This window comes from Sphingomonas sp. ERG5, assembly GCF_000803065.1.
Classification (GTDB): domain Bacteria; phylum Pseudomonadota; class Alphaproteobacteria; order Sphingomonadales; family Sphingomonadaceae; genus Sphingomonas.
This window is the reverse complement of sequence record NZ_JSXI01000004.1, coordinates 1-26592: the sequence shown is the minus strand read 5'-3', so window position 1 is coordinate 26592 and position 26592 is coordinate 1. Positions and strand designations below refer to the sequence as shown.

The following is a 26592-nucleotide window of genomic DNA, read 5'->3' as shown; positions in this document are numbered from 1 at the left end:
TGTCACCGCCGTTACTTGCTTTAAAAGACCTACAATGTTAGGCCCGCCATTCAAGTAATGGCCGGTATTGCCCAAGATATAAGGACGACCCCATGAAGCTCGAACGACATCTCCCGGTCGTCACCAGCCTCAAGCCAAGCAATCACCCCTATCTCAACGGCGCATGGACGCCGCTGCATGAAGAGGTCGATGCCGAGGACCTCGACGTTATCGAGGGCGTAATCCCGTCCGACATCGACGGCATCTATTTCCGGAATACCGAAAATCAGGTGCACCAGCCGCTGGGCCGCCACCATCCCTTCGACGCCGATGCAATGATTCACCAGATTTCGTTCCAGGGCGGCAAGGCATCGTACCGTAACCGCTTCGTACGCACGCGCTGTTTCCAGGCCGAGCAGGAAGCAGGCGGTTCGTTATGGGGCGGCCTCGCCGATCCAGTCGGCACGTCATTGCGTCCGGGTTTTGGCGCGCATGGCAGCCTGAAGGACAATGCCAGCACCGACGTAGTGGTTCATGCCGGCAAGCTGCTCTCGACCTTCTATCAGTGTGGCGAAGCTTATGCGCTCGATCCCGAGACGCTGGAGGATCTCGGCGTGTCTCCATGGGCGCCGATCGACGGCGTGTCGGCGCATTGCAAGGTGGACGAAACGACCGGCGAACTGCTGTTCTTCAATTATTCGAAGCACGCACCCTACATGCATTACGGCGTGGTCGGGGCTGACGGTAAGCTCAAAAGCTATATCCCTATCCCCTTGCCCGGCCCCCGCCTCCCGCACGATATGGCATTCAGCGAGAAATACTCGATCTTCAACGATCTCCCCGTCTTCTGGGATCCCCGGCTGCTCGAACGCGACATCCATGCAGTGCGCTTCCACCGCGATATGCCGTCGCGTTTCGCGATCGTGCCGCGCCATGGCGGGCCGCAGGACATCAAATGGTTCGAAGCCGCGCCCTGCTATGTGCTGCATTTCCTCAACGCCTATGAGGATGGCGACGAGCTGATCCTCGACGGCTATTTCCAGGAGGATCCGACGCCGCGTCCGCTTGAAGGATCGGTCGAGGGCCACGAACATATGATGGCGCTGCTCGACATGCACAGCTTCCGCAGCAAGCTGCATCGCTGGCGGTTCGACCTGAAGACCGGCGAGACGAAGGAAGAGCGGCTGTGCGACGACGTCGTCGAATTCGGCATGATGAGTGCGCGATTCGCCGGTAAACCGTACCGCTATGCCTATTCCGTAACTTCGAAGCCCGGCTGGTTCCTGTTCAACGGCTTGGTCAAGCATGACCTGCACACCGGCGAGAGTGAGCGCATCACCCTGCCCGAAGGCGTTTATGCCAGCGAGGCGCCGTTCGCTCCACGTATCGGCGCGGTGGACGAGGATGACGGCTATATCGTCAGCTTCCTGATCGACGAGAATCACGGCACGTCCGAATGCGTGCTGATCGACGCGAAGAACTTCGCCGCGGGTCCGGTCTGCCGCATCGCACTTCCACACAAATTGAGCAGCGGTACGCACGCGGTATGGGCCGACCGCGCGTTCATCCAGGCCGGTCGCGTCCCGGCCTGACCCATGGCAATCAGGGTTATCCAGTGGGCCACCGGCGCGATGGGCCGCACCGCGCTGCGCCGTATCATCGATCATCCCGACCTCGAACTGGTCGGCGTCTATGTCTATTCACCGGACAAGGCGGGGCGCGATGCGGGCGATCTCGCAAAACGCCCAGCCACTGGAGTGATCTGCACCAGTGATATTGCCGAGATCCTCGCGCTCGACGCCGATATGGTGATCCACACGCCGCGCATCACTCTCCCTTATGACGCGATGAACGCGGATGTCGCGCGACTTCTGGCCAGCGGCAAGAACGTGATTTCGACCGCTGGCTTCCATTACCCGCCTGCGCATGGGGCGGATTATACCGCACCGTTGCTGGCGGCATGCGCGGCGGGCAGCGCAAGTCTCGCCGGGTTGGGGGTCAATCCGGGCTTCGTGGTCGAACGTCTGACCCTCGCCGCCACCGGGCTGTGCCACGACATCAGCCGGATCAGCGTCAGCGAAACGGTCGATGCCTCTGCCATGGCATCAGCCGAGTTCGTCTTCGGCCTGATGGGCTTCGGCGCCGATCCGACGGTGAACGATATCACGCGAGGCCCGCTCGCCGCACTCTACACCGCACTTTTCTCAGAGGTGCTGCATCTCGCGGCGCAGGGCCTCGACGATGCCGTTATGAGCATCGCGGCGGCCCATGAAATCACCACCGCGCCGCGCGACATCCTTCTGCCGGCAGGGACGATCCCGGCGGGCACCGTCGCAGCGACCCGCTGGCGATGGACCGCGACTCTTACCAGCGGGATCGCATTCACGCTCTCTATCCTGTGGACTGCCGATCCCACACTGCATCCCGAGCAGGGGCTGGGCCATTGGAACGTGCAGATCGAGGGCCGACCCAATATCCACCTGACGCTGGCCATCGACGAGGGTGACGTCGCCGCGCCACCGGCCCGCGCACTGACCGACGCGACTATCGCCGTCGCGATCGCCGCTATCCCGACAGTGATCGCAGCGCCCCCGGGCTTCTTCGCCTTTCCGGCGCCGCCCCCGTTTCGCAAAAGGCTGGAGGCCCGATGACCGTCTATATCCGCGACGCCGTGCGTACCCCGCGCGGCAAAGCCAAGCCCGATGGCGGCCTTGCGCAACAGACACCGCAAGGGCTGGTCACCGCTCTGGTCAATGCACTTGAGGCACGGGCCCCGGGAACCAAGGACACCGACGCACTGATGCTCGGTTGCGTAGGTCAGATCGGCGCACAGGGCGGAAATATCGCAATGGTCGCCAAGCTTGCCGCCGGTTTGCCGGACGGTGCCGCGGCGCAAACGATCAACGCCTACTGCGCTTCTGGCCTGGTCGCGATCGGCCAGGCGGCCGCGCTGATCGAAACGGGCGTGATCGATACCGCAATCGCCGGCGGCGTGGAGATGATGTCAGCTGTCGGCTTCATGGCCGACAAGGCGAACTTCTACACCGACCGCGCCTTACCACGAGCGGCGCAGTATTTGCCGGTCGCCATCGCAGCCGACCGGCTTTCCACGCGTGAGGGGATTGCGCGCGAAGCGATGGATGCCGTCACTGCGACATCGCAGGCGCGGGCCGCCGCCGCCGAGGGGAATATTGCGCTCACGAGGTCACGCATCGCCGTAGCGGGGCTCGTCAGTGACGAATGCACGCGTGCCGGCCTTACGTTGGAAAAACTCACATCGCTCCCCGCCGCCTTCGCCGAGCTCGGCGCCGGCTATGCCGATGTGCTCGGCGGCGAAGCCGTCACCTACACGCATACGATCGCCCATGCCCCGCCGATCTGCGACGGTGCCGGCCTCGCCGCACTAACCCGTGAGGCCGAGGGAGCACGCGCGAAAATCATCGCCTATGCCGAAATCGGCGCCGATCCCGCCGCATCGCTCACCGCAGGCTTCGCGGCGATGGACAAGGTGCTGGTCCGAACCGGCCTGAGTCTTGCCGAAATCGACCGCATCGAATTCATGGAGGCGTTCGCGGTCACCATCGCCAAATTCCTGCGCGATCATGATGTCGATCCAGCGCGAGTGAACATATCCGGCGGGCATCTCGCCAAAGGCCACCCGATGGGCGCGACAGGTGCAATATTGCTGTCAACACTGCTCGACACGCTGGACGCCTGTAACGGAAAACTCGGACTGGTTGTCGTCACCGGCGCATCCGGCGTCGGCGCAGCGATGATCGTCGAGCGGTTGACATGAGTCCGCCCTTCGCTCTGCGGCTGCCGGTGATCGCCGCGCCGATGTTTCTCGTTTCCGGTCCGGCGCTGGTCATTGCGGCCTGCCGCGCCGGGATCATGGGCTCCTTTCCGACAACCAATTGCCGCACCGCGACTGAGGTCGATGCGTGGATGAGCCAGATCGCGGCGAGCATCGACGGAGCGCCATGGGCGGCGAACCTGATCACCCACTCGACCAATGAACGCCTCGCCGACGATCTGGCGCTGGTCGCCAAGCACAAGCCGCCGCTCGTCATCACCGCTCTCGGCAGCCCCGCGTCGGTAGTCGACACGGTACATGGTTATGGCGGTATCGTCCTCGCCGACGTGATCGACGTGAAGCTGGCGCAAAAGGCGCTGGCGGCCGGTGCGGATGGTCTTGCCTGTGTTGCCGCCGGGGCGGGTGGCCATACCGGCTCATTCTCGCCGCTCGCTTTGGTTTCCGCGATCCGTGGCTTTTTCGACGGCCCTTTGGCGCTCGGCGGCGGAATTGCCGATGGCGGAGGGATAGCGGCGGCAGTCGCCGCCGGCGCCGACCTCATTTATATGGGCACACGCTTCGTCGCGGCGAGCGAGAGCATGGCATCCCCGGATTATAAGGCGATGATGGCCACGGCGGGGATCGCGGATGTCGTCGTCAGCAGCGCGGTGACGGGCACGGCGGCATCGTGGTTGCGCGCCAGTTTCGACGCGGCCGGCTATACGGTCGATGGCGGGGCCCCCACGCGTGACTATAATTCGGCCACCGATGGCCGGGCGCGCTGGCGAGATATCTGGTCGGCCGGCCAGGGCGTGCATGCCATCGCGGGCGAACAATCGACGGCGGACATCGTCGACGGGCTTGAGCGCGGTTTCATTGCCGCTCAGGCTCGTCTTTCGCAATGGCCGCGCCGGAACAACCGTTCATAAAGCTTTCTCTCCTCGCCGCATCGTTTACGATGACAGGGCATGACCAGGCAGAGGTGAAGGTTGGAATTACTCGAAAGCCGATCCGTCGAAACGAATACGGAAGCCGGGCATCGCCTTGCGTCCAATTCGGCGCGGCGGGCGCTGGATATACTCGGCGATCGCTGGACGCTGATGATCCTGCATCTTGCATTCAAGCGTGTGCGCCGGTTCGACGATTTTCGCGCGCGGATCGGCATCGCGCGTAGCCTGCTGACCGATCGCCTGCGCCGCATGGAAACGGCCGGCGTACTGCGACGCGAACGCTACCAGGACCGTCCGCCACGCGACGAATACCGCCTCACAGAGATGGGTCTGGACCTGTTCGGCGCTTCGCTGATGATCATCCGCTGGGAAAAGCGCTGGTTTCCCGACGATCGCGTCGACATCCACAATTTGCGACACAGCTGCGGCAAGGTGTTCCTGCCCGAACTGCGCTGCGCGGCATGCGGCGAGGAAGTAACGGCACGTGACGTTATCGCGGAGGATGGCCCGGGCGCCGGATTCGAGCCCCCGCAACGCGCGCGTGCGCAACGCCGCTCGATCATCGAACGCGGCGACCTCGATCCGCATCAACGGATGCTCGAACGCGCGATCGATGTGCTTGGCGACCGTTGGACCGCGCAGACGATTGCTTCCGCCTTTATCGGCATCCGCCGGTTCGCTGCATTCGAAGCGGATCTGGGCGTCGCGCCGAATATTCTCGCCGACCGGCTCAGCCGGTTGGTCGAGCTCGGCATTCTCGAACGCAAGCAATATCAAGAAAAGCCCGATCGGTTCGAATATCGCCTGACCCCGGCAGGTCTCGATCTGTTTCCGCTCATCATCGAGCTGATTCGCTGGGGAGATCGCTGGCTGGCGGGCGACGCCGGGCCGCCGCAGGTGATCCGCCACCGGACTTGTGGCGCGCTCCTGGCACCAATCATCACGTGCGACCAGTGTGGAGAGACCGTCGGGCCGCTGTCCACCAGCATAGGCTAAACCGGAAAAACCCGACGGCAATCGATGCTTGGCGAAAGGATTCGCCCCTCAAGCGATTTCTCGACCGCCCGGCGATGGACCAGGCTTAATTCGAGCCCGTTGAGCGCCGAATGGCGCCCAACACTAAAATCTGGCAGCGGTTTTCGCCTATTTGACTGCTCCGGTCGGCGTAGACTGAGCCGGCAGCGCTTCGCGGTTGAAGCTGATCGTCGTGATCTTGGCGTCGAGGCCCTTGACGACATCCGCCGTCAGATCATTGGCCATATTGCCACCAAGCACCGAGTTGCGATCGACCAGCAGGCCACAGCTCTTCGTCTTATAGACCTGCGCGATCACCGACTGTGCTTCGTCGGCGATTTTCGCAGTCGCCTTGTCGCGAGTCACTTCGATCTCGCGGCCGCGCAACTGGGCTTTGACTTGCACTGCCTGGACACGGGGACTGAGCACCTGCTCACGCGCCTGACGCTGGGCAGGCGTCAGCTTCGCCTGTTCGGCCTGATAGACCTGGACATCTGTATTGATCGTCTTGCGCTCAGCATCGACTTCGGCCTGCGCTTCCTGAGCGAGTTGAGCCAGCCGGGCCGACGCCGCGACTCCGATCTTGGCATTGGCGAAGATCGCTTCACGCGACAAAAGGCAGACACCCTGGACGGGATTACCGCCAAGCGACGGTGCCGCCGGTTGAGTCTGCGCCAAGGCGGGAGTGGCGATGCCGGCGATGAGGGTACAAGTCAGCAGGCGGCCGAACGGTGATGTCATGGTTCAATTTTCCTCTAACGGTGAAGCTTTGGATTTTTCGCCCGTGGCAGGTGCGAATGACTCCCCGATGACGGGCGTCGGCGTTTCCACGCCGCTTTCGCGGCCAAGCAGATCGACGAAACGGTCAAGCGAGGCGAGGTGAAAATGAACCAGCGCCAGCCAGCCATTGCGGTGCCAGGCAAGGACGATGTCATCGGCGAGCTCGGCGAATTTCTTCCGATCGACCACCAGAAAACCGCCCAGGATCAGGGGCGTGCCCGAATCAAGTGTCGCATCGGCCTGTTGCGGGACCAGCAGGTCATGTGCCTTCAGCGCGGCGGCGAAGGCGATGGTCTGCACATGGGCTCCGTGGAATTCACTGCAGAAGGCCATCGCATTTTCGGTCAGCGACGTCGGCCTGCCGTCAGCGAACAGCGCGGAGCCTTCCTCGTCATCGTCCGCCACGCGACCGGAGTCGACGTCCAGCCCCAGCGTCAATTTCCCCGCACCGACCTCGATGAAAACGAACGGGTAGCGGCGTGCATAGGCCGGAACATAATGGTCTTCCGCCCAGTCTCCGGCCGCAACGAAGCGGTTGCGCCGGCCCAGCCCGACCACGGCCAATGGGAATCCGTCGTCTTGCGAGAAAACAACAGGATAGTGGCGCATCGCCGATGCGAACTCGATCACCGCCAAAGGTATGGCATTGCTTTCTTCGGCAAAGCGATAGTCGCCGTCCTTCAGCCGCACCTGATTGTGGATTGCGGGTATTAGCGGCTGCGGCTGGCGATAGAATAGCGGCAAGGGTCGCGTTGCAGGTTCACTCACGACATGACTCCGATGGATGATGGATCGCGACCTGGCCGCGCCTGATGAGCGTGGCCGCCAGTCGTCAATATGACGGCGAGACGACCTGCCCTCTTACGATCAGCCGGTCGCCCGGTTTCGACGCAGGATGATGGTCGACGCTCCGGTCCGCACCGGCGTGATCCCTTGATTGGCCAACAGGCGCGTCAGGGCTTCTTCCGGCGTCATTTTTCCGCGTAGCGCAGGCGCCTTGCCGTGCTTCAAGGCATCATCATCATACAGGATATTGACGCCCGATGCCCGCCCCACGGCGCGGACCGCGCTGCCGACATCCTGTTCGCCAATGTCGAACGCCAGAATTTGCGCCTTTGCCAGCTTCACGGGAATAGCGCGATCGGCTTGCGCCGGCGCCGGTACCGCCGCGGATGTGGTGACATCAGGCTTGCGGCACTCCCCCGTACAATCTTCGCCAAAGCCGGTGACGCGGACCTCGATCAGTGACGGCGTCGCGTTCATGTTGTTGTTGCGCACCTTCGCGGTCGCTTCAGTGATGGCGCGGATGACATCGTTCGACTTGGCCGACAATTCGCCGGTGTCGAGCGAGGTCGGCGGCGCGGCGGGGGTGATCGGCAAGCCAATCTTCACGCCAGCAACGTCGATATTGTCGGTGCCCAGGATCTGGACGGCGAAGACGTTGAAGTTACCGCTGACCCGGATACCCGCATCACCCGCATCGACGATCCCCTTCGGCGCGATGAGGTCGACATCGGCGGGGGCCGCCCCCTCTTGTGTCGCCAGCGTTCCGATACCGGCTCCGGTCGGCAAGCCGGCCGGCTCGCGTTCGACCGCCGCCCAGGAGCTGAGCCGGTAATTGTAGAACTGCGGACTGATCGAGGTCTTGGCGCCCTTGCCTGCCGCGATGTCGCCGAAGGAGGACCAGATCAGAATATTGCCGCCCTTGGTGGTCAGCGTCCGCGATTCATTGAGCGTCACGCTGTCATGCGCGAACAGGTTGATCGCGCCACCATCGGTGGTGACGATGCCCGAACGCAGTGCATCACCGCGTGGATTCGCATCATAGGGCTGGCCGGTCTGCTGCGCGGTCGCCGCCGGATTGGCGAGCTTGATGCCGCCGCCCGGCGACACGAGCTCGACCTTGCCACCGCCGAACGACATGACACGACCGGCATAGGTTTCGAAATCCCCAGTCCAACGCGATTCACCCGCAACCAACGCTTCGGTCACCTCTTTTTCCGCACCAGGAAACAGCTTGGCGATCGCGTTATAGCCGCGGAACGTCGTTCCCAGACGATCGCTCTTTGGATCGTTCGCCTCGCGTCCAGTGGTGCGCAGTTCGAGGAAGAAAACGTTGCGGTAGAATGGCGTCTTGAAATCGGTCGAAAGCGCCGACCAATCGGCCCAGGCCTGATCGAGATAGGCATATTGCTCGGCCTTGGTCTTGAGCGGCGCGAGCCCCTGCAGGCGACGCACATAGTTCACGAGACCTTCGCGCTGCTCAGGCGTCGCGAATTCGCCTGCAGCTCCTGCCGCACGTGGATAGAGCTGGTCGAACAGATAGGTAGGCAATTTCTTGCCGAGCGCCCCATCGTCCAGCAGATAATCGGCGACTCCGCCGGCCTTGCCTGGGTTCAAATACGCATCTTCGAACGCCTGATAGGACGGGGTCTGATTAAAGCCTGTGCTGATTGCGATATCGGCTGCTGCCTCGTTCGGCTTCCAGTCCGACAGGTTAATCGGACCTCCATTGATCTGCGTCGCCGGATATAATTTGATCCGGTCGCTGGTGATGCCTAGCGCGTTGCTGGGCATATAGAATTCGGTACCCGCCTCGAGTTCGAGGCGTCCCGGGCCAGCCACCGAGATGAACCCACGATTGGAGTTCGTCGCGGTGCTGGGATCATAAACACCCTCGCTGATGTTGAAATAAATGCCCTTCCCTGAGCGAACCAGGCTGAGGTCGTTGATATTGTTGTGCTGGATGGAGAAGCTCGGGAAATAGACATTACCCCCGGCCTGAACCCATAGTGCTTTCGGGAACAGCAACGGCGACTGGGTCGATGTGACCACATCGCCATTTCCGGCATAGATCCGCACCGGATTGGGATCGCCCTTGTGCAGATCGGGCAGCGTGTTCGCCGTAAAGAATGAGACATTGCCGATCGGACGCCCGGCATTGAGATAATGGGCGCGATCGGTCGTCCCGTAGCCGATCGTGCTTGGGTTTGCTGCGGTGCGCAGGCGCGCTTCCAGCGCCTGGCTCATGATGATCCCCTGACCACCACTGCGATAATTGGGGTTGTTGTCCTTGCCATCCTGAAAATTGAGGTCGATCGGCACGGTACCGTAACCGAGATAGACATTGTCGGCGGCCAGCAATTCCAGATTGCCGCGTGCGGACGGCGCGAGCAGCATCTGCCCCAGCGCTCGTACATTGCCAGCCGCGGCAACCGCGCTCACCGTCGCCGGACGGAGTTCGAAACCGACTTGGCTGAGACCATAGGCCGGCTGTTCGTTGGTGCCGAGAAAATAGACCGGTCGAGTCCCGCTCAGTTGAGTGACGATGTCGATATTCTGGGCGTTATTCCACATCGTGACGTCGCCACCAGCGGAGAACAGGCTGACCGACGCGTCCGGCGTATAGCTCTGGAAGGTCTCCGGATTCGACCCGAACTGGTCGCTATAGCCGCCTCGGCCCATCATCGGATCCATCACGGCATCGATGTTAAGATCGCCGCCGCTTTGCAGCTTGAATTGACCGGACGAGGTATAGAGCAACGCAAAGACGTCATATTCGCGCTTCGTCTCGGGCCCGGTGTGAATATAGCAGCTTTCGCTGCTCTCACAGCCGAGCCCCGGGGAGGAGCGGTCGATCACGCGAGCCTTGCTGCCCGACAGAAACGCGCCACCCGCCGTGATCTCGCCGACCCCGTCGCCGACATAATAGACACCACCATAAACGTTACCGCCGGCCCGCATGCGCAAATTGCCACCACCGGTAACGACCAGCGCTCCGAGCGGATCGCCACGCCCCGTATTGCCGGTCAACCGGCCCGTCGTGGGGATCGCAACGCCAAGGTTGAAGACATCGCCGCCCGCATCGATCGCGACATCGCCACCGCCGAGTGCGCCGATGCCGCCCTGGAACGACGCGAAATCGACCCACCAGCTGGTCTGTCCGAACCCGCCGCCTTCGGTCGGATCGAAAAAGCCGGTCGTGCTGTTGACACGCAACCGCTGACGCAGCCAGCCTGAGGGGGTTTGTGGCGTATTCGGGCTGGCGATGATATCACCGACGGCGCGGATCGAAAGATCGCCGCCGTTGACCGAATAAGTCGCTCCCACAGGTGCATAGAAGCCCGCCAGCGGCCCGGCATTTTCACCGGCGGTATAAATGACCGAAGCACGTTCCTTCAGGACGACGTCGCGGCCTGCGGCGACATTGATCGCGCCGGTGCCGGTGCGGATCATGTAGCCAGTCGAATTGTCGCGCTGCAGATATTTCGCGCGACCCAGATCCGAAGGATCATAGCTCTGTGTGCCGTCCTGCTCCTCGGACGGGTACCCTCCGCCCCAGGAATAAAAGATCCAGGGAAGCGGGCGCTTCGCATAATAGCCGGTATCGACATAATCACCCGTCACCGGATCCTTGGCGATCGGCCGCCCGGTCCGCGGATCGAGATAGTCGCCGGTGACCGGATCGCGTTCGAGTTCCAGGAACCCGATGTGATAATTGCTCTCGTTCGGATCCCGGATGAAGCGCCCTGCCGCGTCCGTCCGATAGAGGCGATGTTCATTGCCGTGCGCCGGATCGTAGAAATACTCGATCGTATCGGCCTTGCCACCGACGACCACCGACCCCTTGCCGGCAAGCTGGCCAGTCGGCAGCACCGCAAGCGAATCCGGGCTGATCAGGTTCGCGCCGGCAGCAAGGTTGATGGTCCAGGACGTGCTGCCATCAAGCGCCGCACCTGGCGAAGCATCGACGAACCCGTCGCTGAGGTTGGCGTTGATCAGAATGTCGCCCTTGGCCCGCAAGGTCAGCACACCAGCCCCGCCGTTGAAGCGCAGGTCGTGCAGGTTCCAGTCCTTGGTCAGCTCCATATCGCCATCGCTGTGCAATTCGATGCCGGCGGCCACCGTGGCTCTGCCGCCGAGCCGCGCCGAGATCACGCCCGCATTCTGCATGAAAGCATTGGCATCGACCGAGACCCGGTCGATCACATTCTGGTCGATCGTGGCGATCCCGTCATAGACACGATACCCCTCGGCCGTGACCGACCGAGCGCCCGTGATGGTGCCACTGATCGTGCCGATCGCCAGGTCGCTGCCGCGCTGCGGCGCGCGCAGCCGCACAATACGGCCGCCAGGACCTGTGCCGCTGACGTCGATCAACGATCCCGCGAGTAAATTGACTTCGCCGCCATTGCGGCCGGCGGTTTCGACCAACACCGAACCGCCCGTGCCCGAAACCGCATTGGCGCGGGCGATCAATTGCCCGTTCGCGCCAATGGTCACGCCCTCTGCCGCGGCCAGATGGATGCTGCCGCCATCCCCACCGACAGTCTGGATCGTCCCGTCCATGGCGATCGCGCCGTCATTGACGATCGCGCTGAACTGCTGGACCTTGACCGTGCCGGTGATGTTAAGGTCGCCCTCGTTCACCTCGAAGCGCCGACTTTGCAGGAAGCCGCCCGTGTCGAGCACCGCGTTCAGCGCGGCGAAATTACCAAGGGTGCGAGTCGTCAGGTTGAACGAACCGCTGCGGAAACCCGTGGCCGCCTTGCCCAGAATAGTGCCGCCAAGCCGCACCTCGCCCAGCCCGGCCGATGCAGAGAAGATGCCCGCATCGCCTCCGGCCGTGGTGCCGGACACGTCGATACTCGATCCCGCCCTCATGTCGATATTGCCGCGATCGGCGATCAGCGACACTGACCCCGCGCCCACCCCAACGGATTTGTCGAACAGCTTGACGACGTTGCTGGTGACGTCGATCGATGCCCCGTCGCTCAGCACCACGTCGCCCTCGCGCGCGCGCAAATTGACGGTGCCGCCGGTAAGTCTGATCTGACCGGAATTGGTGATCGACGCACCCGTGATGCCAAGCGTCGCGCCAAAGGTTTCGTACACCGGCAAGGTCGCTGTATTGCTGGCGATATTGACTGCGCCAGTGGCGTCGAAGAACAGCCGCGAGCCGCTGTCGGCAACGAGGCTGCCCGATTTCAAATTAAGCGCGCCGGGCACGAACACGGTGCCGTCATCGCGCCCGATGATCCGCTGCGCCGCATTGACCGTCAGCGTACCGATACCAGAGAGCCACTTATTGCCCCCTTCGAAATAGACCGTGTCGGCATTGATGATCAGCGCACCACTGCCCGCGACCGCGACTGCGCTACCGCCATTGCTGTTTGCCAGCGTCAGCGCCTTACCCGTCAATTTGGTTTGGCCAATTCCGCCGATCACGCGGAATTCGCGCGCATCGAGCCGCAGCGCATCAGCCGCACTCAGCGTCGTGTCACCGTAGATATCGATGCTGCTGTAGCTCTTGAGCGTGATTTCGCTCGCCCGCCCCAGCGCACCGATCGAATTGCCGCCAAACACCAGCCCTTCGGTGCCGGCAGGAACCGCGCCGAGCGATACGCGCGCTGCGGCTGCACTGATCTGCTTGGCATCGATCGCGGAGCTTGCGCCGATCAGCGTGTCCTTGGTGGCGTCCAGTGCGAGCGATCCGCCGCTTTTCAGCGTCGCACCATCGGCAATGGTTATCACCCCACCGGGATTGAGCGGCGCCTGGCCAAGAGCAATGCGCTGTGCGTTGACCGCGGCGAGCTTGACGGGATCGTTGCGCAATGCGGCCATCGCATCGACGGCGGCGGAATCGCGCAGGATATCCACTTGCTGCCCATTGGACAGTCGCAGCACCGCGCCCTGATCGAGAATGCCATGAACGGTCACGTCGTCGCGCGGGTCGAACGGACTGCGTGGATCGACGAGTGCGGCATAAGCGGGAACGACACGCAGATCGCCTGGCTGGCCGGTGACGCTGCCGACAGCTTCGACGACGCTGCCGGCCTCGACGCGAACCTTGTCCCGGGACGCGAAGATCAGTTCCGGGCCGACCAGTTTCGAACCCGCATTGTCGACCACGATATCGGTGCCGGCCACGACGAGTTCGAGATTGACGGCACCCTGGCGGCGCGTGCCGCCAATCAGCAAACTTTCCGCGCCGAAGGCGTTGAGCTTGTCGCTGTCGAGGATCAGGTAGCCGGCATATTGGCTGGCATCGGTTTGCACCCCGGCCACGACGATACGGCTCGAATCGATATCGGCGAAGCCGCCGCGGCCTCCTGTGCCCGGCTTCGACTTGAGCGTCGCACCCAGATTTAGTGCCTTGCCAGCGCGCAGCACGACGCTGCCGCCATCGAGTGGCACACGCGGCATATCGCCGACGGGCCGATTGGTGCGCAGCGCCTTTTTGAGGAAATCGGGCGATGTGAAGAAAGTGTCGGCGAGCGCTTCACGATAGCCGGAGCGCGCGCGGAGCGTCGATCCCGGCATCACCATGAAGCCTGTGGTGCGCTGGTCGCGCTGCCCGGCCCCACCGGGGAGCAGATAACCGGCCTGGATCGACGACCCGTCGTTCAGGTTGCGCGTCTGGCCGATCTGCATGTCAGCGACGCCTGTCTGGCCATGCTTTGCTGTGACGCGGAAGGCCCCGGGCAGCAGGGCATATTCGGCTGGCAGCAAGGTGTAATAGCCCGCCTTCAGACCGCTGCCTCCGGAAAGATATACCTTGTCGCCGATCCCCGGTCCGGTGCCGCGCGAAGCACCGAGCGGCGCGACATCGCCATCGAACGACGGCATGACTGCGAAAATCTCGCCAGGGGCCGCAACCCAGTTGAAATCAGCGTCTCGATAGCCGGTCAGCCAGTCCTTGGTACCACCGGTGCCCGCGACGAACTCGCGCGCATAGAGATTACCACCACCCGATACGTCGAGTATCGAGCCGGTCTGCATGTCGATCGTATCGCCAGTCAGCACGACCGTTTTGGTCGGCAAGGTGGTCAACTCCAGGCCTGTAAACGGATCGAGCCAGGTATCCCCGTTGCTGGTATAGCCATAGGGCATGACATGCCCTTCCGCGGAAACCGAGGTCAGGCTGCCCGTACCGAGCGTGATCGTGCCCGCCCCGGCACTACCGTCATTGACCGCAACCAGATTGATCGTGCCCAGGGGCGACCGAAGGGTACCGTTCTGCATGATGCGCGGCGCGGTCAACGTCAGCTGGGCGGCGGCTTCGTACGGGCTGGCATTGATCGCATTGCCGGCATCCTGCGGCAGGATGGTCAGCGTATCGCCGGCGGTAATGCCGAACTTTACGCCAGTCCCGGCATAGATCTGATCGGCCTTCATGGTCAGCTTGCCGCTGGTGGTGAGCGTGCCCTCGGGATGGACCAGCGGCGTCACCGCATAACCGGAGAGACGGATATCACCGCCGCTCGACAGGGTCGTGTCCGAATAGCCGTAAAAGGCCGCGTTCTGGACATCGATCAAGGTGCCGGCGTTGATCGAGATATGCGTATTGGCATTGACCGGACGAACATTGATTCCGGCGAGCGCAATATCATAGGCTTTGGTATCCACTGGCCCGGGGGTGACGCCAAAATTGCTGCCGAGCGTGACCAGTCCCGCCTCGATCTTCACATTGGCGCCGGCCTGGCCGAAGATCCGGTCCGAATTGATGTCGATCCGGTCGAAGACGAAGCTGCCATCGGCCTTCTTCCCACCGATCGTGACATTCCCAACGAACATGACGCCGGGCGAAGCCGAAATACCGAAGCGGGAAAAGCCACCCTGGACGATCTTCGCGGTCGACAGCCGCGTTTCGCTCGGCGGCGCGTTGTTGACCGGAATCAACGGGACGCCACCCAGGTCGCGAAGCATCTGGACGAACCCGGCATCGATCCGCGGCGGCACGGTGGGTTCATTGCTCGGCGGCGGTAGATTCTCGCCGATCATGAACACCGGCGGCTTACCCAACGCCGCGCCATTATAGTTGGTGATGATCGAAATCAGTTCTTCACGGCTGGCGATGGTGAAGCCGGGCGCGAAGTTGAAACTGAGGCCGAAGCTGCTGAAATCGACTTTACTCAGATCGGTGCCGAAGAAGGAGGTAACGACATTGCCGTCGAAATCGCTGAAATATCCGGCTTCGAACAGATAGCCGAAGCGGTCGTAGATTTCCGATGGTGCCGGGTAATTGACCCCATTGTCCGGCGGGCCATAACTGCCGCCCCAAGCGATATTGAACGCGCCGCCGCGCGCGCCCAAGCCACCAGCCGTCGCCCGATAGGTCGCATCGTCAAGCGACAGGGATTTACCGGTAATCGAGATCGTTCCGCCGTTCGATGCCAGCGTCACGGGACCGCGAATGACATCGCCCGCCGCATTGGTGACCGGCAGATCGAAGCGCACCGATGTCCCCGACACATCGAGCAACGCTCCTTGCTCCAAGAATACGCGGTCGGCATTCAGGTCGATCATGCCGCCATTCAGGATGATGCCATCGTTCAGGTCGCGTCCATTCGACGACAGGACGGTCCGTGTCACGAAGGATGTACCGGGCGCGAGAAGCTTGCCCGTGCCATAGACATTCACCACGCCCTTGCCGCCACCGAGCTGGATCGCACCGCCGGGCGCGCTGAGCGTCCCGCGTATATCGATCGCGCCGTTCGCGACGGAGCCGCCCAGGATCGTGATCTTGCCGCCAGCCTCGGTCGACAGCACGCTGCCCTGACCGATCGTGGTGGTGCCGGTCAGACTGATGTCCATTCCGCGTTGCTGGGCGGCAGGCCGCTGGCCGATCGGGACGAAGCGCGGCGCCGCCAGATCGTAAATATCGGTGCCGCTGGGCGCCAGGATGGCCGGCAACTTGCCGTTCAGGAGCCCTTCGTCCTTGAACTGAAGGCTCGCGCTGGTCGCGTTGACGACGGCGCCTTCCGCCAGCGTAACGCGTGGCCCGGACAAGCTGATCGCCGAGAAGCCGCTATTCTCGAAGAACGCGGCGCTCAACTGAAAGGGTCTCCGCGCACCAGCCGGGGCCACGATCGGCGGGCCGCCGATTACAATGTCGTCCGCCAGCATCAGGCTGAACTTGCCATTGCCACCCAGACCATAAGAGCGGGCATTCGCCAGCGCCCCCAGATCGAGCGTGTCCTGCGCACCCATGCCGGCCGCGATGCTGACGTCGCCACCTTTGCCCAGCGTGATCCTGCCGTTGCGATCAACCCAGGCACCGCCACTCGCATCGATCACCATGGTCGACGGGATGACAAATTTAAGCCCGGAATCATCGACCTGCCCAGGCGGCAGACCGGCGTTGTCGAACCCGTGCCCCGATGCGCTCAGGCTGATCTTGCCGCCATTGATCCGCGGCTCGGACGTGAGTCCGAGCGGTTCGTCGATTTCATAATCGCTGTACCATGACCCACGCGTGTCGAGGCGCGTGCCGGCGTCGAATTCCATCGAGAAACCCGACAGGTCTATCGCGCCGCCCTCGGTCCGCACGCTACCCAGGAACTGCACACGCTGGCTGGCGGCGATCTTCAGCGAACCGCCATGCCGAAGCATGATGTTCGCGCCCTTTTCGACCACCACCGCCACATCCGGCTTTTCCAGGCCCCCGCTCTGGGCGAACGAATAGAGGCCCATTGTCGACCGGTTGAGAAAATCGGCCGAGACTAGCGTCGCATTGTCCTCGCGGAGGCCGGCGCCACCGGGCGCGTCCGTTCCACGATCGAACTCGACACCGAACAATGCGCCATAGACGTCGCTCAGCTTATCGGTCAGGCCAAAATCGGCACCAAGCGCCCGCTCCTGCGCCTGGATGAGGATCTTGTTGCTGGTATATTCGCTTTCCGAATTACCGGCATTGTTGAGCAGTAGCGATCCGCCCTTGGGCAGATTGGCGTGCTGATAGCGGCCCACCGTCGTTCCGCCGAGCATCTTGCCCTGCAACACCGAATCCGGCGCGAGGATGTCGATCGTCCCACCGGCGCCACCCTCTTCGTAACTGGTTTCGAACTTGCCCTGAACGCTCGACATCAACGGGATGTAGTAGGAACGCTGCCGGCCCCATTTGGTGTCGTACTGGACCCATTGATTGGCCAGGCCCATATAAAGCTCGTCGGGATTGGCTTCACGAATATCGATGATGCTGCCGTCCAGCCGACGCAGCAGCGTCGTATAGACGAACCCGTCCTGATAGGTGATCTTGCCCCCCGAAACATCGATCACCGCCCCCGATTTCATGATGAAATCGTCACCGATGTCCATCGACAGCTTACCGCCGTTGGTCAGGAACTGGGCCAATGTCCCCTGATTGAGATTGTCGAGGCCAGTCCAGTCGGCGACATTCGTGCCGTAACGGCGATCGACGCTTATTTCCTTGCGGTACAGGACGCCGTCGCGCTGCAGCGGTGAATCCGCGAGCTGTGCTGCGAACAATTTGCCGGTGACCTGATGATAGCCCATCGGCAGCACGGTCGATTTCCAACCTGAAAGATCGATCTTCGCGCCGCTTTCCATCAGGAAGCGCGTGCCGTCCTCATTATCCTGGTTCGCGCCCTCGCCACGATTATTGTCAAACACATGCTGACCCGCATCGAGCAGCACGTTCATATTTCCGCTAGGCAGGTAGATAAGCGAGTCCTGCTCCATATGGACCTTGCCGGCGTTGATCTTGACCAGACCGACCGATTGATTGCCCGAGGTGACGGGAATCCGGTCCTTCGAATCGAGATCGGGTGTGATCTGGGTCAGGCTGCCCTTGCCGAACACGACGGTCCCATGCCCGGGAACATAGGGCCCGTTTATCGCGTCCCCGGCATATTCCGCATAGTCATAGGCATAGGCCTGGAAATTGACGCCGGCGCGGAAAAGCGCGGTCGAGGTCATCGTGATCGCGCCCATCTGTTCGAGATTCATACCACGAAAATCGACGCTGCCGCCGCCAGTGGCAGCGATGATCCCCTCGTTGCGAGCATGGAAGCCAACCTCGGCCGCACGCTTGACCTGAAGATCGTTGACATATTGCACGACCTGACCCGGAAGGCCGGAGCCACGGCTGCCGAAGAGCCTGGTCGCTTCCTGCTCGGTAAAACGGTGCCCGATCTCATACAGGACGCCGGTGATCTTGAAAAACGCCGCCTGGTGCGCCTCGTCATCGATGCCGGCGATTCCGAAATAGGGGATGTTGATGCGCGGCGCCGCCATCGGATTGAACGCGCCGATATAGGAATTGAGTTTGCCGTTGAGGCCGCCGGTCAGATAGATATTGTCGCCAGCCGCGAGGATGACCTGCCCCTCGTCCCTGACCGTGATCGTACCGCGATTGGTGACATTCGGCCCGAACAGCATCACTTTGCCATTGGCGCCGGTGGTGATCTTGCCGCCGCTGCCGATGGTCACGACGTAACGGGTGGGATCGTTCGGGTCGACATAGGCGGGTGCGGGCGCCGCGATCGGCAGATAGGGATCGCTCTGGTCACCCTCGAAATTCCAGCTGTTGCTGAAAGTGGGGTTGGTGCGCCCATTATTGTCGCCGGGCGAGATCAGGCCGGTGGTGAGGAACTGGTTGTCGCGCAAGTTGAGCGCCGACACGATAACCTGCTGTGCCGAAATGCTGCCGTTCACCGCAACGCCCTCGCGCGCGATCAGGTAGATATGACCATCAGCCTTGATCGTGCCGTCGAGCTTCGTCGTGCCGGTCGCCAGCGAACGGTTGAGCGCGATCCAGTCTTTCTTCTCCTGCTGAAACTTGAGCACTTCTCCTGCCTGGAGGCTCATATTGCTCCAGTTGAGGATCGCCTTGTCCTTGCTCTGGATGATCGTCGTCGTGTTACCGTCGACATTGACATCGGACACACCCCGGCCCGTGACCAACTGCCGCACGTTGATTTTCGCGTCCTTGCCGGTCAGCACGCCATTGTCGTCGAAGATGAACACCCGGCCCTTGGCGCGGATCTCGCCGTTGATCTGCGACGCCTGGTTGCCATGGACGCGGTTGACCGCGATCCAGTCGGCGGACTGCTGCTGGAACTCCAGCACCTCGTTGGTCTGAAGCTGGAATTTCTCCCAATCGAGCAGCGCTTTGGACTGGGTCTGCTCGATCGACATCAGCGGCCGGCCATCGCTGTCGGTGCGGATGACCGGTGTCTTCGCCCCCTGCCACTGCGATATTTGTCCGTTGGGCAGCGTAATCCGCCCGGCCGGCATCGCGATCAGCGACCGGAACGGCTCATCCGCCCGTGCCGGTGCCGGCGCAAGGAGGCCGGCCAACGCAAGCGCGGCGAGGCTGGCGCTGCCGAGCAGTCGCGATTGGCAGATCATTTTGGCGGCGAGCTTGGCCATTGGAATTGCTCCAGCTGAATCGGTTATTTGGGTTGCGGCGCGACGGGCGATGCAGCCTTCGCATTGTCCGCGGCTTTCGGCGTCAGTTCGCGCTTCATTCGCTCTTCGACGCTTGGCGGCAGGGTCGCCTCGGTAAACCGCGCCACGCGCAGCCGATCATCATAGGACTGGATCAGGTTTTCCATCCTGACGCGGCTCGACTGGATGAACGGCTCCCACGACCGCTGCTTTGCGTGCCGCGCGAGGATTTCGGACGCAACCTTGTAGAGCTCCGCGTTGCGCTCACGCGCCAGGATGAGAAGCTCATCCTTGAGCTTCATCTCGGCGCGTTGTGCTTCGAGTTCCTGCCGGGCGTTGTCGACGGCGACCTGCTGTCGCAGATAGCGCGCCTCTCGCTGGGCTGCGGCGTCCGCATCGGCGGCAGGTATCGGCACGGCCGGGCCGGTCTGGGCTTCGGCCGACGACGCGGCGAGCAGCAGGGCGAGGAGCGATGCGTGCATCATGCCCATCTCAGAAATGCGCGCTCAGGTTGAGCTGAAGCACATCGACCGAGAACGGCGCACGTTCGATCGAGTTCGTGCTGAACCAGTTCACCCCGATCGAAGCGCCCGGATAAATGCCCATTTCCGCTTCGACCAGATAGCCTTCGACATCGGTACCGCCGAGGCCGAAATCGCTGTCAGTGAAGATGTCGAGCACCGCATCGGTTTCGACATGCTTATACCCTGCCGCGATATGCCAGTCGCCGAACTTGGTGATCCTGTCCTTGCCGACATCGAGCCGGGCCTGCCATCCGAGCCCCCCAGGTTTGATGAGCGAATTGCTGTCCAGCTTGAGCAAATTCGCACGACTTATCAGCGCCCTGTTCTTCACGACATCGCCGGTCAACCGGACCGGAATATCTCCAAAGCCGGTATAAGTGACGGAACCGGTGACGTTCAGCAGCTTGAAGTCCGAGGCTAGGCCCGCCAGCGTGGTCAGGCCGTCGGTGCGCATGTTGAAGAGCGAGTTGCCCTTCGCCAGCACACCGGGCGCGGTGTAATCGTTCAATCGCGAGCCGTCGGGCGCATTCTTCAGACTGTTGACGTTGTGGAAGTCATAATAGGCGACCGCAGCCTTGACCTGCACATCGTCGACGATGCGGCCCTCCACGCCCACTTGCCCGGCGAAGAGCCAGCGGTCGCGATTATAGAGATCGAGCTCCTGCAGCGGGAACGCGCCGCCCCGCGCGAAGACGGTGGCACTGCCAAAGCGATGCTGGATGTCGAGCGCGATGCCTTCGGGATTAATGTCGGTATCCCACACCATGTCGGTCGAATAGAATGGGTTCGGCATCCGCCCGCCGGTCAGGTTCACGCCCTTGACGGGAGTGAGCGTGACAAAGGCGCGATCGATCCAGAATCTGTCCTTGTTGAAATAATCGCCGAGCAACTGGTTGGTCGAGATTGCGCCGGAATCATTGCCCGAAGCGAGTTGCAGGCCGACCGAGACGAAGTCGTTCACTTTGGCGGCGATGCCCAGGCGCACACGATAGCGCGCCGAATGGCGATCGACGGTTGAGTTCAGGATCGGGAAACCGGCCGTATTGTTGACCCCACCCATCTGATTGATCGCATTGAAATCGGGAAAGCTGGGGAAATTGCCCGTCTGAGTCTTTGGGTCGCTTCGCGGGAAGAAATCGCCCTCGTAGCGCAGCCGGAAATCGCCCGAAATCTTGATGCCGCTCAACCATTCGGGCATCGAATTGGGTGCGACCCAGCCGGCTTGCTTCGCCTCGGCCATCACCTCCGCCTTGATTTGCTGCTTCATCTCCACGCGCACCGTCTCGGGGACATAGGGTACGTCGATCGTGGTGGCGCTCGGTGGCGTCTCGCGCTGCCGGCGCAATTCGGCCACTTGCTTGGCGCGGGTGAGCAGATCCTGCGCCTTTTGCGCCGGGATGACACCTTCATCGACCAGCAGTTGCAGCAGTTCGACACCGATATCGTCGGTGCTTTGCGCATGCGCCGGCTGCGCAGTGACGGCGGCCGTCGAGGCGAGCAAGATGACGAGGAGTTTACGAGAAAGCATGGGACATATTCCTTTGGTCGCGTGCGCAGCGGGTCAGCCGGCGAGGCGTTTCATATTGATGGTGGCGAAGGTCATGCCGCTCACCTTGGGCGGGCGACCGCGCGACAAGGGCGGCAACGCTGACAGGACGTCGCGAATGGCAAGGTCGAGTTTCGTGTCGCCGGTGCTCGATCGCAGCATGGCCGAGGTGAAGCGGCCGTTCTCGTCGATCGTCACCGCGACCTTCAGAAACCCTTGCGCGGTGCGCGTCCGGGGATCACGCTGGAGCGCACGACGCACATGCGTCTCGACGAACTCGCCCCAGCCGCCACCGCCGCCGCCACCGCCCCTGCCGAACAGTCCACCGCCGCCGCCAGCCGCAAGCCGGAAACTGTCCGATCCAGCATCGGCGGGCCGATCCAGTCCGGCGGCTTCGCTGCTTGGCGCTTCGGCGGGCTTGTCGCTCGGTGCATCGGACGGCGTATCGACATCCTTTTGCGGCTGGGGATTGTCGGTCGGCTGAACGATCTCCTGCTCTTCCTCCATGATCTTCTCCTCCGGTTCCGGCGGAGGTGGTGGCGGAGGTGGTGGCGTGACGAGCGTGATCTCCTGGATCACGCGTTCGCGTTGCTGCGTGTCGCCGACCGGCCACAACAGCCATGCTGCCAGCGCCAGCATCGTCACGACGATGGTGGCGATCGCGGCCGGCTCGTAACGGCGGCGCGTCGAGCCTGGGATGGGCGGCGCCATCGATCAGGCCTTGGTGCGTTCGGTAACGATGCCGAGCTGTGTGATGCCGACCCGGCCACACACGTCGAGCACTTCGGTCACCCGGCCGAACTGCGCGACCCGGTCACCCTTGATCACGACCGGGAAATCGGGCGTCACCTGCTTGAATGAGCGCAATTGCGATTCAAGCTCGTCGAGCGTCACCGGATAGGTGTCGAGATAGACATGCCCTTCGCTATCCACGGTGATCGCCTTGGTGGTCGGCTTGGCGAGGCTTACCGAAGAACTCGCCTTGGGGACGTTGACCTTGATCCCCTGCACCGCGGCGGTCGTCATGATGATGAAGATGATCAGCAGGACGTATGCGAGATCAAGCATCGGCGTGATGTTGATCTCGTCATACGGCTTCTTCTTGGACGAAACTTGCATGGCCCCCGCTCCCCTATTCGGCTGCGATGGACACAGGGGAGGTGCCGGTCGATCCGCGATAGGTTTCGGCCAGCCGCTTCTCGAGTTCGTCGACGAAGATCAGGTTTTCGGTGGAGATTTCCTCTACCTGACTGAGCAGGTAATTATACCCGAACAACGCCGGGATCGCGACCGCGAGGCCAGCGACCGTCGCGAGAAGTGCGGCGGCGATGCCCGGCGCGATCGCGTTGATGTTGACATCGCCCGCCGCCGCGACCGCAGCGAAGGTGATCATGACGCCGAGCACCGTGCCGAGCAGGCCGATGAAGGGCCCGCCCGAAATGGCGATCGTGAGCAGCACCAGCCGGCTGTTGAGCTTCTGCGCTTCGCGCGCCAGCCCTGCATCCAGCGCCGAGCGGATCGCCGCGACCGACTGTGGCGCCAGAGCGAAGCGGCCACGACCACCCTGCTGATGCTCGGTTTCGCGGGTCGCGATCTCGCGCCGACCGATCACGAACAATCGCGCCAGCGAACTGTCCTGCGTCCAGCGGACTGCATCCGGATTGGCGATGCCATCATGCGCACCGCGATCTGCGGCGGCCTTCTGATAGTCGTCGAGAAAGCCCTGATTGGCACCGGCGGTACGACGCAGGAAAATGCCCTTGCCGATCATCACCACCCAGGAAATCACCAGCATGATGCCAAGCAAGCCGATCACCGCCCAAGCGTCAGGCGTCAGCGCGCTGAACAAGATGCCGAAGTAATTGACCCCACCCGAGCCCGCCTTCTCTCCGGTCGGCGCAATCGCCGTCAGCGTGGAGGAGCGGCTCTGCGACGCGGCGGCAAGCGCGATCGCTGACGCCGAACGATCGGTATTGGCCCGGTTCACTTCGTCGATATCGCCGGCGAAACCAGGTACGCCTCCGAACGATCCGATCACTTCGTCACCACCCAGCGCAGGCAGCTTGGCATTGACGGTACCGACCGCGGCACCGTTGACGTAGAGCGTAACGGCATCGCCGACTACGATCGCGATATGTGTCCAGGTGCCGGGCGCCGCTGGACCGGATGCGACCGCTTCCCCGGTGCTCGCCCCGGCCAGCCGGACATAGGGAACGCCATCGCGCAAGCCGACGGTCACCCTGTCAGGGCCAGCGTCACCCGCGCTGGATAGTTTGGTGTAGAGCACAGCATCGCCGGGCTGGCCGCTAGCCGCCGGCTTGATCCAGGCCGACCAGGTCATCTTGCCCGCAGCCGGCACCGTCAGCGAAGCGCTGGCCGCAACGCGCAATTGACTCTGCGCGGTCATCGTCGCCCCGCCCGCGACGAGGCCTTCGACCGTCGGCCGACCGGTGAACGCCGTCACCCGATTGTGGTTGGCAGTCTGGTCGACCGGTGCCGCACTGGCCTCGCCGAAGTGCAGGACGAGTGACTGTTCACCATCATAGCTGGCTGCAGCATCACCGACCGGCTTGGCTGCCTGATTGCCGTAATAGAGCCAGATGTCCTGTGACGCGCCCGGCGCGATCGCAGGTACGTCGACCCACACCAGGCCGAGTTCGGCGACCGGATCGAACCGTTCGATATGATAGTTGAGCGGCGTCTTGTCGTCGCCCGCGACGAAGCGGAGATCGCCGCCATCGGGGCGGACCTGGCTGAAATCGAGCACGCCGCTGTGCAAGCGCACCAGCACCGGCGCGCGCTTGACCTCCTGCGTCAGTCCGCGGATCGGCCGGCTGTCGAGCGTCACCTTGCGACGCTCCTGCCATGCGGCGTTCCCCCATCCGCTCGCCGCCACTGCAGGCACGGCGGCAACCAGTAACAAGGCCGCTGTCAGATATTTCTTGATCACGTGTTTTCCCCAAAAACAGTGCCGCCGGGCGGCGCTCAAAATTCCAGCCAGACGCGAAACTGCGCGCGCAGCCGATCGTTGATGTCAGTCAGCGCGGAACCCCGATCGACCAGCGGCATGGCGAGCAGCGTGGACAGGTTCAGCTTCCGAAAGGCCTTGAGACGAAGGCCAAGCCCCACGCTCGACAGCGATGCGCCGTCATCGACAGCGCCATTGATGTCGGCGAGCGGATTGCGGATCCAGGTGCGCGCGCTGTCGATGAAGGCGAACAGCCGCAGTTCGTCGATGGTTTTGCCGAGCGGCTTGTGCAGCGACGGGCTCTCGACATCGAGCTGACTGAAATAGCCGCTGTCGCCGAGCGCCTGGCTTTCATAATAGCCGCGCACGCTTTCGAGGCCGCCGGCACTGAATTGCTCGTTGCTGATCAACGGCTGACGCGAGAATTGCCCACCGAAGCGCACGCCGATGCGCAGATCGCCCCGCATACGATACAGATAAGACAGGTCGGCGCGCAGATAGGCCCAGCTTGCGCTGGCCGAGAAACGCTTGAGCCGGAACTCTTCGTCGCTCGCCGTCAGCCCGCGCACGCCGAAATTGAGCGCCAGGCTGAGATCCAGGTCGGACCGCGGGCCGCGCCGTGCGAACGCATATTGCAAGGTCAGGGGAATATAATCGATCGGCGTCGCCGCCGTATCGGATCCCAGGATGAGGCTTTCGTTGAACGACTTGTAATCGACCCCGGCGGTGATCGTATGGAACCGCCCTTCCCCGCCCGAGAAATTATAAATGCCGCGCACCCCGACGATATCGCCGCTGCCGAGCACGCCGATGCCGCCAATCGCCGCAACGTCGCTGTCGGAATGAACGCCATAGCCGACGATGGTGAAGCCGGTGCCAGCGATCGGCGCGGCATAGGAACCCGACACGACCCAGGATTGCTTGGGGTTTTCCGGAGAAAATTGTCCCTGGATGCTGGCACTATGGTCCATCTGGAAGAGGTTGGAATAGCTGACCGAAGCTGAGGTACGGAGCCGCTTGGTCCGCGCGCTTGTGCGGTCGTTGAGTTCGAGCGTCGCATGCAGCGGCAGCTTGTCCTCAACCTGAAGGTCAATATCGACCGTCCCTGGCGTATCGCCCGCCCGCAGTGCCGGCGTGATCGTTCGGTCGCTCGACTTGTTGAGCGCGGCGACGTCGCGATAGATGGCGGTGTAATTGGGCACTGTGCCCTCGGCGATCGACGGCGCCCGCGCCTTCACCGCGCCGGGGGACGTGAAGCGTGCATCTGTGACGCGCAAGCGCCCGACCCGAAGCTCGACCACGTTCAGGCGCACGATCCCGCCGCGCACATCCTGTTCGGGGATCTCCACATCGACCGTTTCGAAGCCCTTGGCGCGATAAGCCTTCACCAGCGCGACGCGCGCATTTTCGACGTCGGCGGTCGAGCGCTTGGGTCCGAGGAAGGGCAGGACCGCCTTTTCGACGTCCATGCGCGCAAGGACCGTGTTGCCCTCAATGCGATAGTTCAGAATGTCGATCCGGCGATCGGCAGGAGTCTCGGCTGCGGCGGCCCCTGTCACGGGCGCCTCCTGCGCCGCAGCGACACTGGCCGTGGCCAGCAGCAGCGCCGACGCACAAATATGATGACCGAATCCGATATGCATTAACGCCCCCTGCCCGCCACAATGCGTGGCTGGCCAACAGTCCCCAGTGGCAATGTTACGAATTGATTCGCTACATCGATCGAGCGATCAACTAGGTTTCAAATATAGATTTTTTATTACAGAAACCAAATATGTACGCAATTTATGTATTTTCCACGATTTATGCAAAAATGCCTCATAGATAAGGCAATTCTTGCTACG

14 protein-coding genes are annotated in these 26592 nt (G+C 62.6%); 5 read left to right on the top strand and 9 right to left on the bottom strand.

The features are described from left to right. The first annotated feature begins 92 nt into the window (after nucleotides 1-92). From OO12_RS01660 to OO12_RS01640, 5 genes are read left to right on the top strand one after another with little or no spacing between them, the layout of a single operon-like run. Nucleotides 93-1571: a carotenoid oxygenase family protein gene (locus tag OO12_RS01660; protein ID WP_034156898.1), complete on the top strand. Its 1479-nt coding sequence runs from the start codon at nucleotides 93-95 to the stop codon at nucleotides 1569-1571. A gap of 3 nt (nucleotides 1572-1574) precedes the next feature. Further along, nucleotides 1575-2630, top strand: a complete 1056-nt coding sequence (locus OO12_RS01655; protein ID WP_034156897.1) for an NAD(P)H-dependent amine dehydrogenase family protein — start codon at nucleotides 1575-1577, stop codon at nucleotides 2628-2630. Beyond that, nucleotides 2627-3775 carry a beta-ketoacyl synthase N-terminal-like domain-containing protein gene (locus OO12_RS01650; protein ID WP_034156896.1) on the top strand — a complete coding sequence of 383 codons (1149 nt, stop codon included), beginning with the start codon at nucleotides 2627-2629 and terminating at the stop codon, nucleotides 3773-3775. Before OO12_RS01655 ends, OO12_RS01650 begins: the two co-directional genes overlap by 4 nt. Next, nucleotides 3772-4701 carry an NAD(P)H-dependent flavin oxidoreductase gene (locus OO12_RS01645; RefSeq protein ID WP_034156895.1) on the top strand — a complete coding sequence of 310 codons (930 nt, stop codon included), beginning with the start codon at nucleotides 3772-3774 and terminating at the stop codon, nucleotides 4699-4701. The genes OO12_RS01650 and OO12_RS01645 overlap by 4 nt, the downstream gene beginning before the upstream one ends. 60 nt (nucleotides 4702-4761) lie before the next feature. Next, nucleotides 4762-5718: a winged helix-turn-helix transcriptional regulator gene (locus OO12_RS01640; RefSeq protein WP_052215411.1), complete on the top strand. Its 957-nt coding sequence runs from the start codon at nucleotides 4762-4764 to the stop codon at nucleotides 5716-5718. A 147-nt stretch (nucleotides 5719-5865) separates the two neighbouring features. Here the strand turns inward: OO12_RS01640 and OO12_RS01635 are convergent, their stop codons facing one another. The 9 genes from OO12_RS01635 to OO12_RS01595 form a co-directional block, all read right to left on the bottom strand. Continuing rightward, the gene (locus tag OO12_RS01635; protein WP_052215410.1) at nucleotides 5866-6477 is read right to left on the bottom strand and encodes an OmpH family outer membrane protein; all 612 of its coding nucleotides are present in this window, start codon (nucleotides 6475-6477) and stop codon (nucleotides 5866-5868) included. 3 nt (nucleotides 6478-6480) lie between these two features. Then, a complete protein-coding gene (locus tag OO12_RS01630) occupies nucleotides 6481-7284 on the bottom strand; it encodes a SapC family protein (protein ID WP_082006275.1) in 804 nt (267 codons plus the stop codon). Between the two features lie 99 nt (nucleotides 7285-7383). Further along, nucleotides 7384-19692: a filamentous haemagglutinin family protein gene (locus OO12_RS01625; RefSeq protein WP_034156894.1), complete on the bottom strand. Its 12309-nt coding sequence runs from the start codon at nucleotides 19690-19692 to the stop codon at nucleotides 7384-7386. A gap of 23 nt (nucleotides 19693-19715) precedes the next feature. Next, nucleotides 19716-20192: a hypothetical protein gene (locus OO12_RS01620; protein ID WP_152616211.1), complete on the bottom strand. Its 477-nt coding sequence runs from the start codon at nucleotides 20190-20192 to the stop codon at nucleotides 19716-19718. Nucleotides 20193-20202: 10 nt separating this feature from the next. Further along, nucleotides 20203-21762 (bottom strand): putative porin, encoded by a 1560-nt coding sequence (locus OO12_RS01615; RefSeq protein WP_034156892.1) that lies wholly within the window; start codon nucleotides 21760-21762, stop codon nucleotides 20203-20205. 33 nt (nucleotides 21763-21795) lie between these two features. After that, nucleotides 21796-22491: an energy transducer TonB gene (locus tag OO12_RS01610; protein WP_034156891.1), complete on the bottom strand. Its 696-nt coding sequence runs from the start codon at nucleotides 22489-22491 to the stop codon at nucleotides 21796-21798. Between the two features lie 3 nt (nucleotides 22492-22494). Beyond that, entirely contained in the window at nucleotides 22495-22899 is a 405-nt protein-coding gene (locus OO12_RS01605) for an ExbD/TolR family protein (RefSeq protein WP_034156890.1), read from the bottom strand. A 13-nt stretch (nucleotides 22900-22912) separates the two neighbouring features. Beyond that, nucleotides 22913-24730: a MotA/TolQ/ExbB proton channel family protein gene (locus OO12_RS01600; protein ID WP_052215409.1), complete on the bottom strand. Its 1818-nt coding sequence runs from the start codon at nucleotides 24728-24730 to the stop codon at nucleotides 22913-22915. Nucleotides 24731-24765: 35 nt separating this feature from the next. After that, on the bottom strand, nucleotides 24766-26391 hold the full coding sequence (locus OO12_RS01595) for a ShlB/FhaC/HecB family hemolysin secretion/activation protein (RefSeq protein ID WP_052215408.1): 1626 nt from the start codon (nucleotides 26389-26391) through the stop codon (nucleotides 24766-24768). Between the last annotated feature and the right edge of the window lie 201 nt (nucleotides 26392-26592).

Bases quoted from the DNA above. Each gene is read 5' to 3' on its own strand.
- OO12_RS01650 (WP_034156896.1), top strand. From the start codon at position 2,627: ATGACCGTCTATATCCGCGACGCCGTGCGTACCCCGCGCGGCAAAGCC.
- OO12_RS01625 (WP_034156894.1), bottom strand. From the start codon at position 19,692: ATGGCCAAGCTCGCCGCCAAAATGATCTGCCAATCGCGACTGCTCGGC.
- OO12_RS01645 (WP_034156895.1), top strand. From the start codon at position 3,772: ATGAGTCCGCCCTTCGCTCTGCGGCTGCCGGTGATCGCCGCGCCGATG.
- OO12_RS01610 (WP_034156891.1), bottom strand. From the start codon at position 22,491: ATGGCGCCGCCCATCCCAGGCTCGACGCGCCGCCGTTACGAGCCGGCC.
- OO12_RS01615 (WP_034156892.1), bottom strand. From the start codon at position 21,762: ATGCTTTCTCGTAAACTCCTCGTCATCTTGCTCGCCTCGACGGCCGCC.
- OO12_RS01655 (WP_034156897.1), top strand. From the start codon at position 1,575: ATGGCAATCAGGGTTATCCAGTGGGCCACCGGCGCGATGGGCCGCACC.
- OO12_RS01635 (WP_052215410.1), bottom strand. From the start codon at position 6,477: ATGACATCACCGTTCGGCCGCCTGCTGACTTGTACCCTCATCGCCGGC.
- OO12_RS01595 (WP_052215408.1), bottom strand. From the start codon at position 26,391: ATGCATATCGGATTCGGTCATCATATTTGTGCGTCGGCGCTGCTGCTG.
- OO12_RS01660 (WP_034156898.1), top strand. From the start codon at position 93: ATGAAGCTCGAACGACATCTCCCGGTCGTCACCAGCCTCAAGCCAAGC.
- OO12_RS01605 (WP_034156890.1), bottom strand. From the start codon at position 22,899: ATGCAAGTTTCGTCCAAGAAGAAGCCGTATGACGAGATCAACATCACG.
- OO12_RS01620 (WP_152616211.1), bottom strand. From the start codon at position 20,192: ATGCACGCATCGCTCCTCGCCCTGCTGCTCGCCGCGTCGTCGGCCGAA.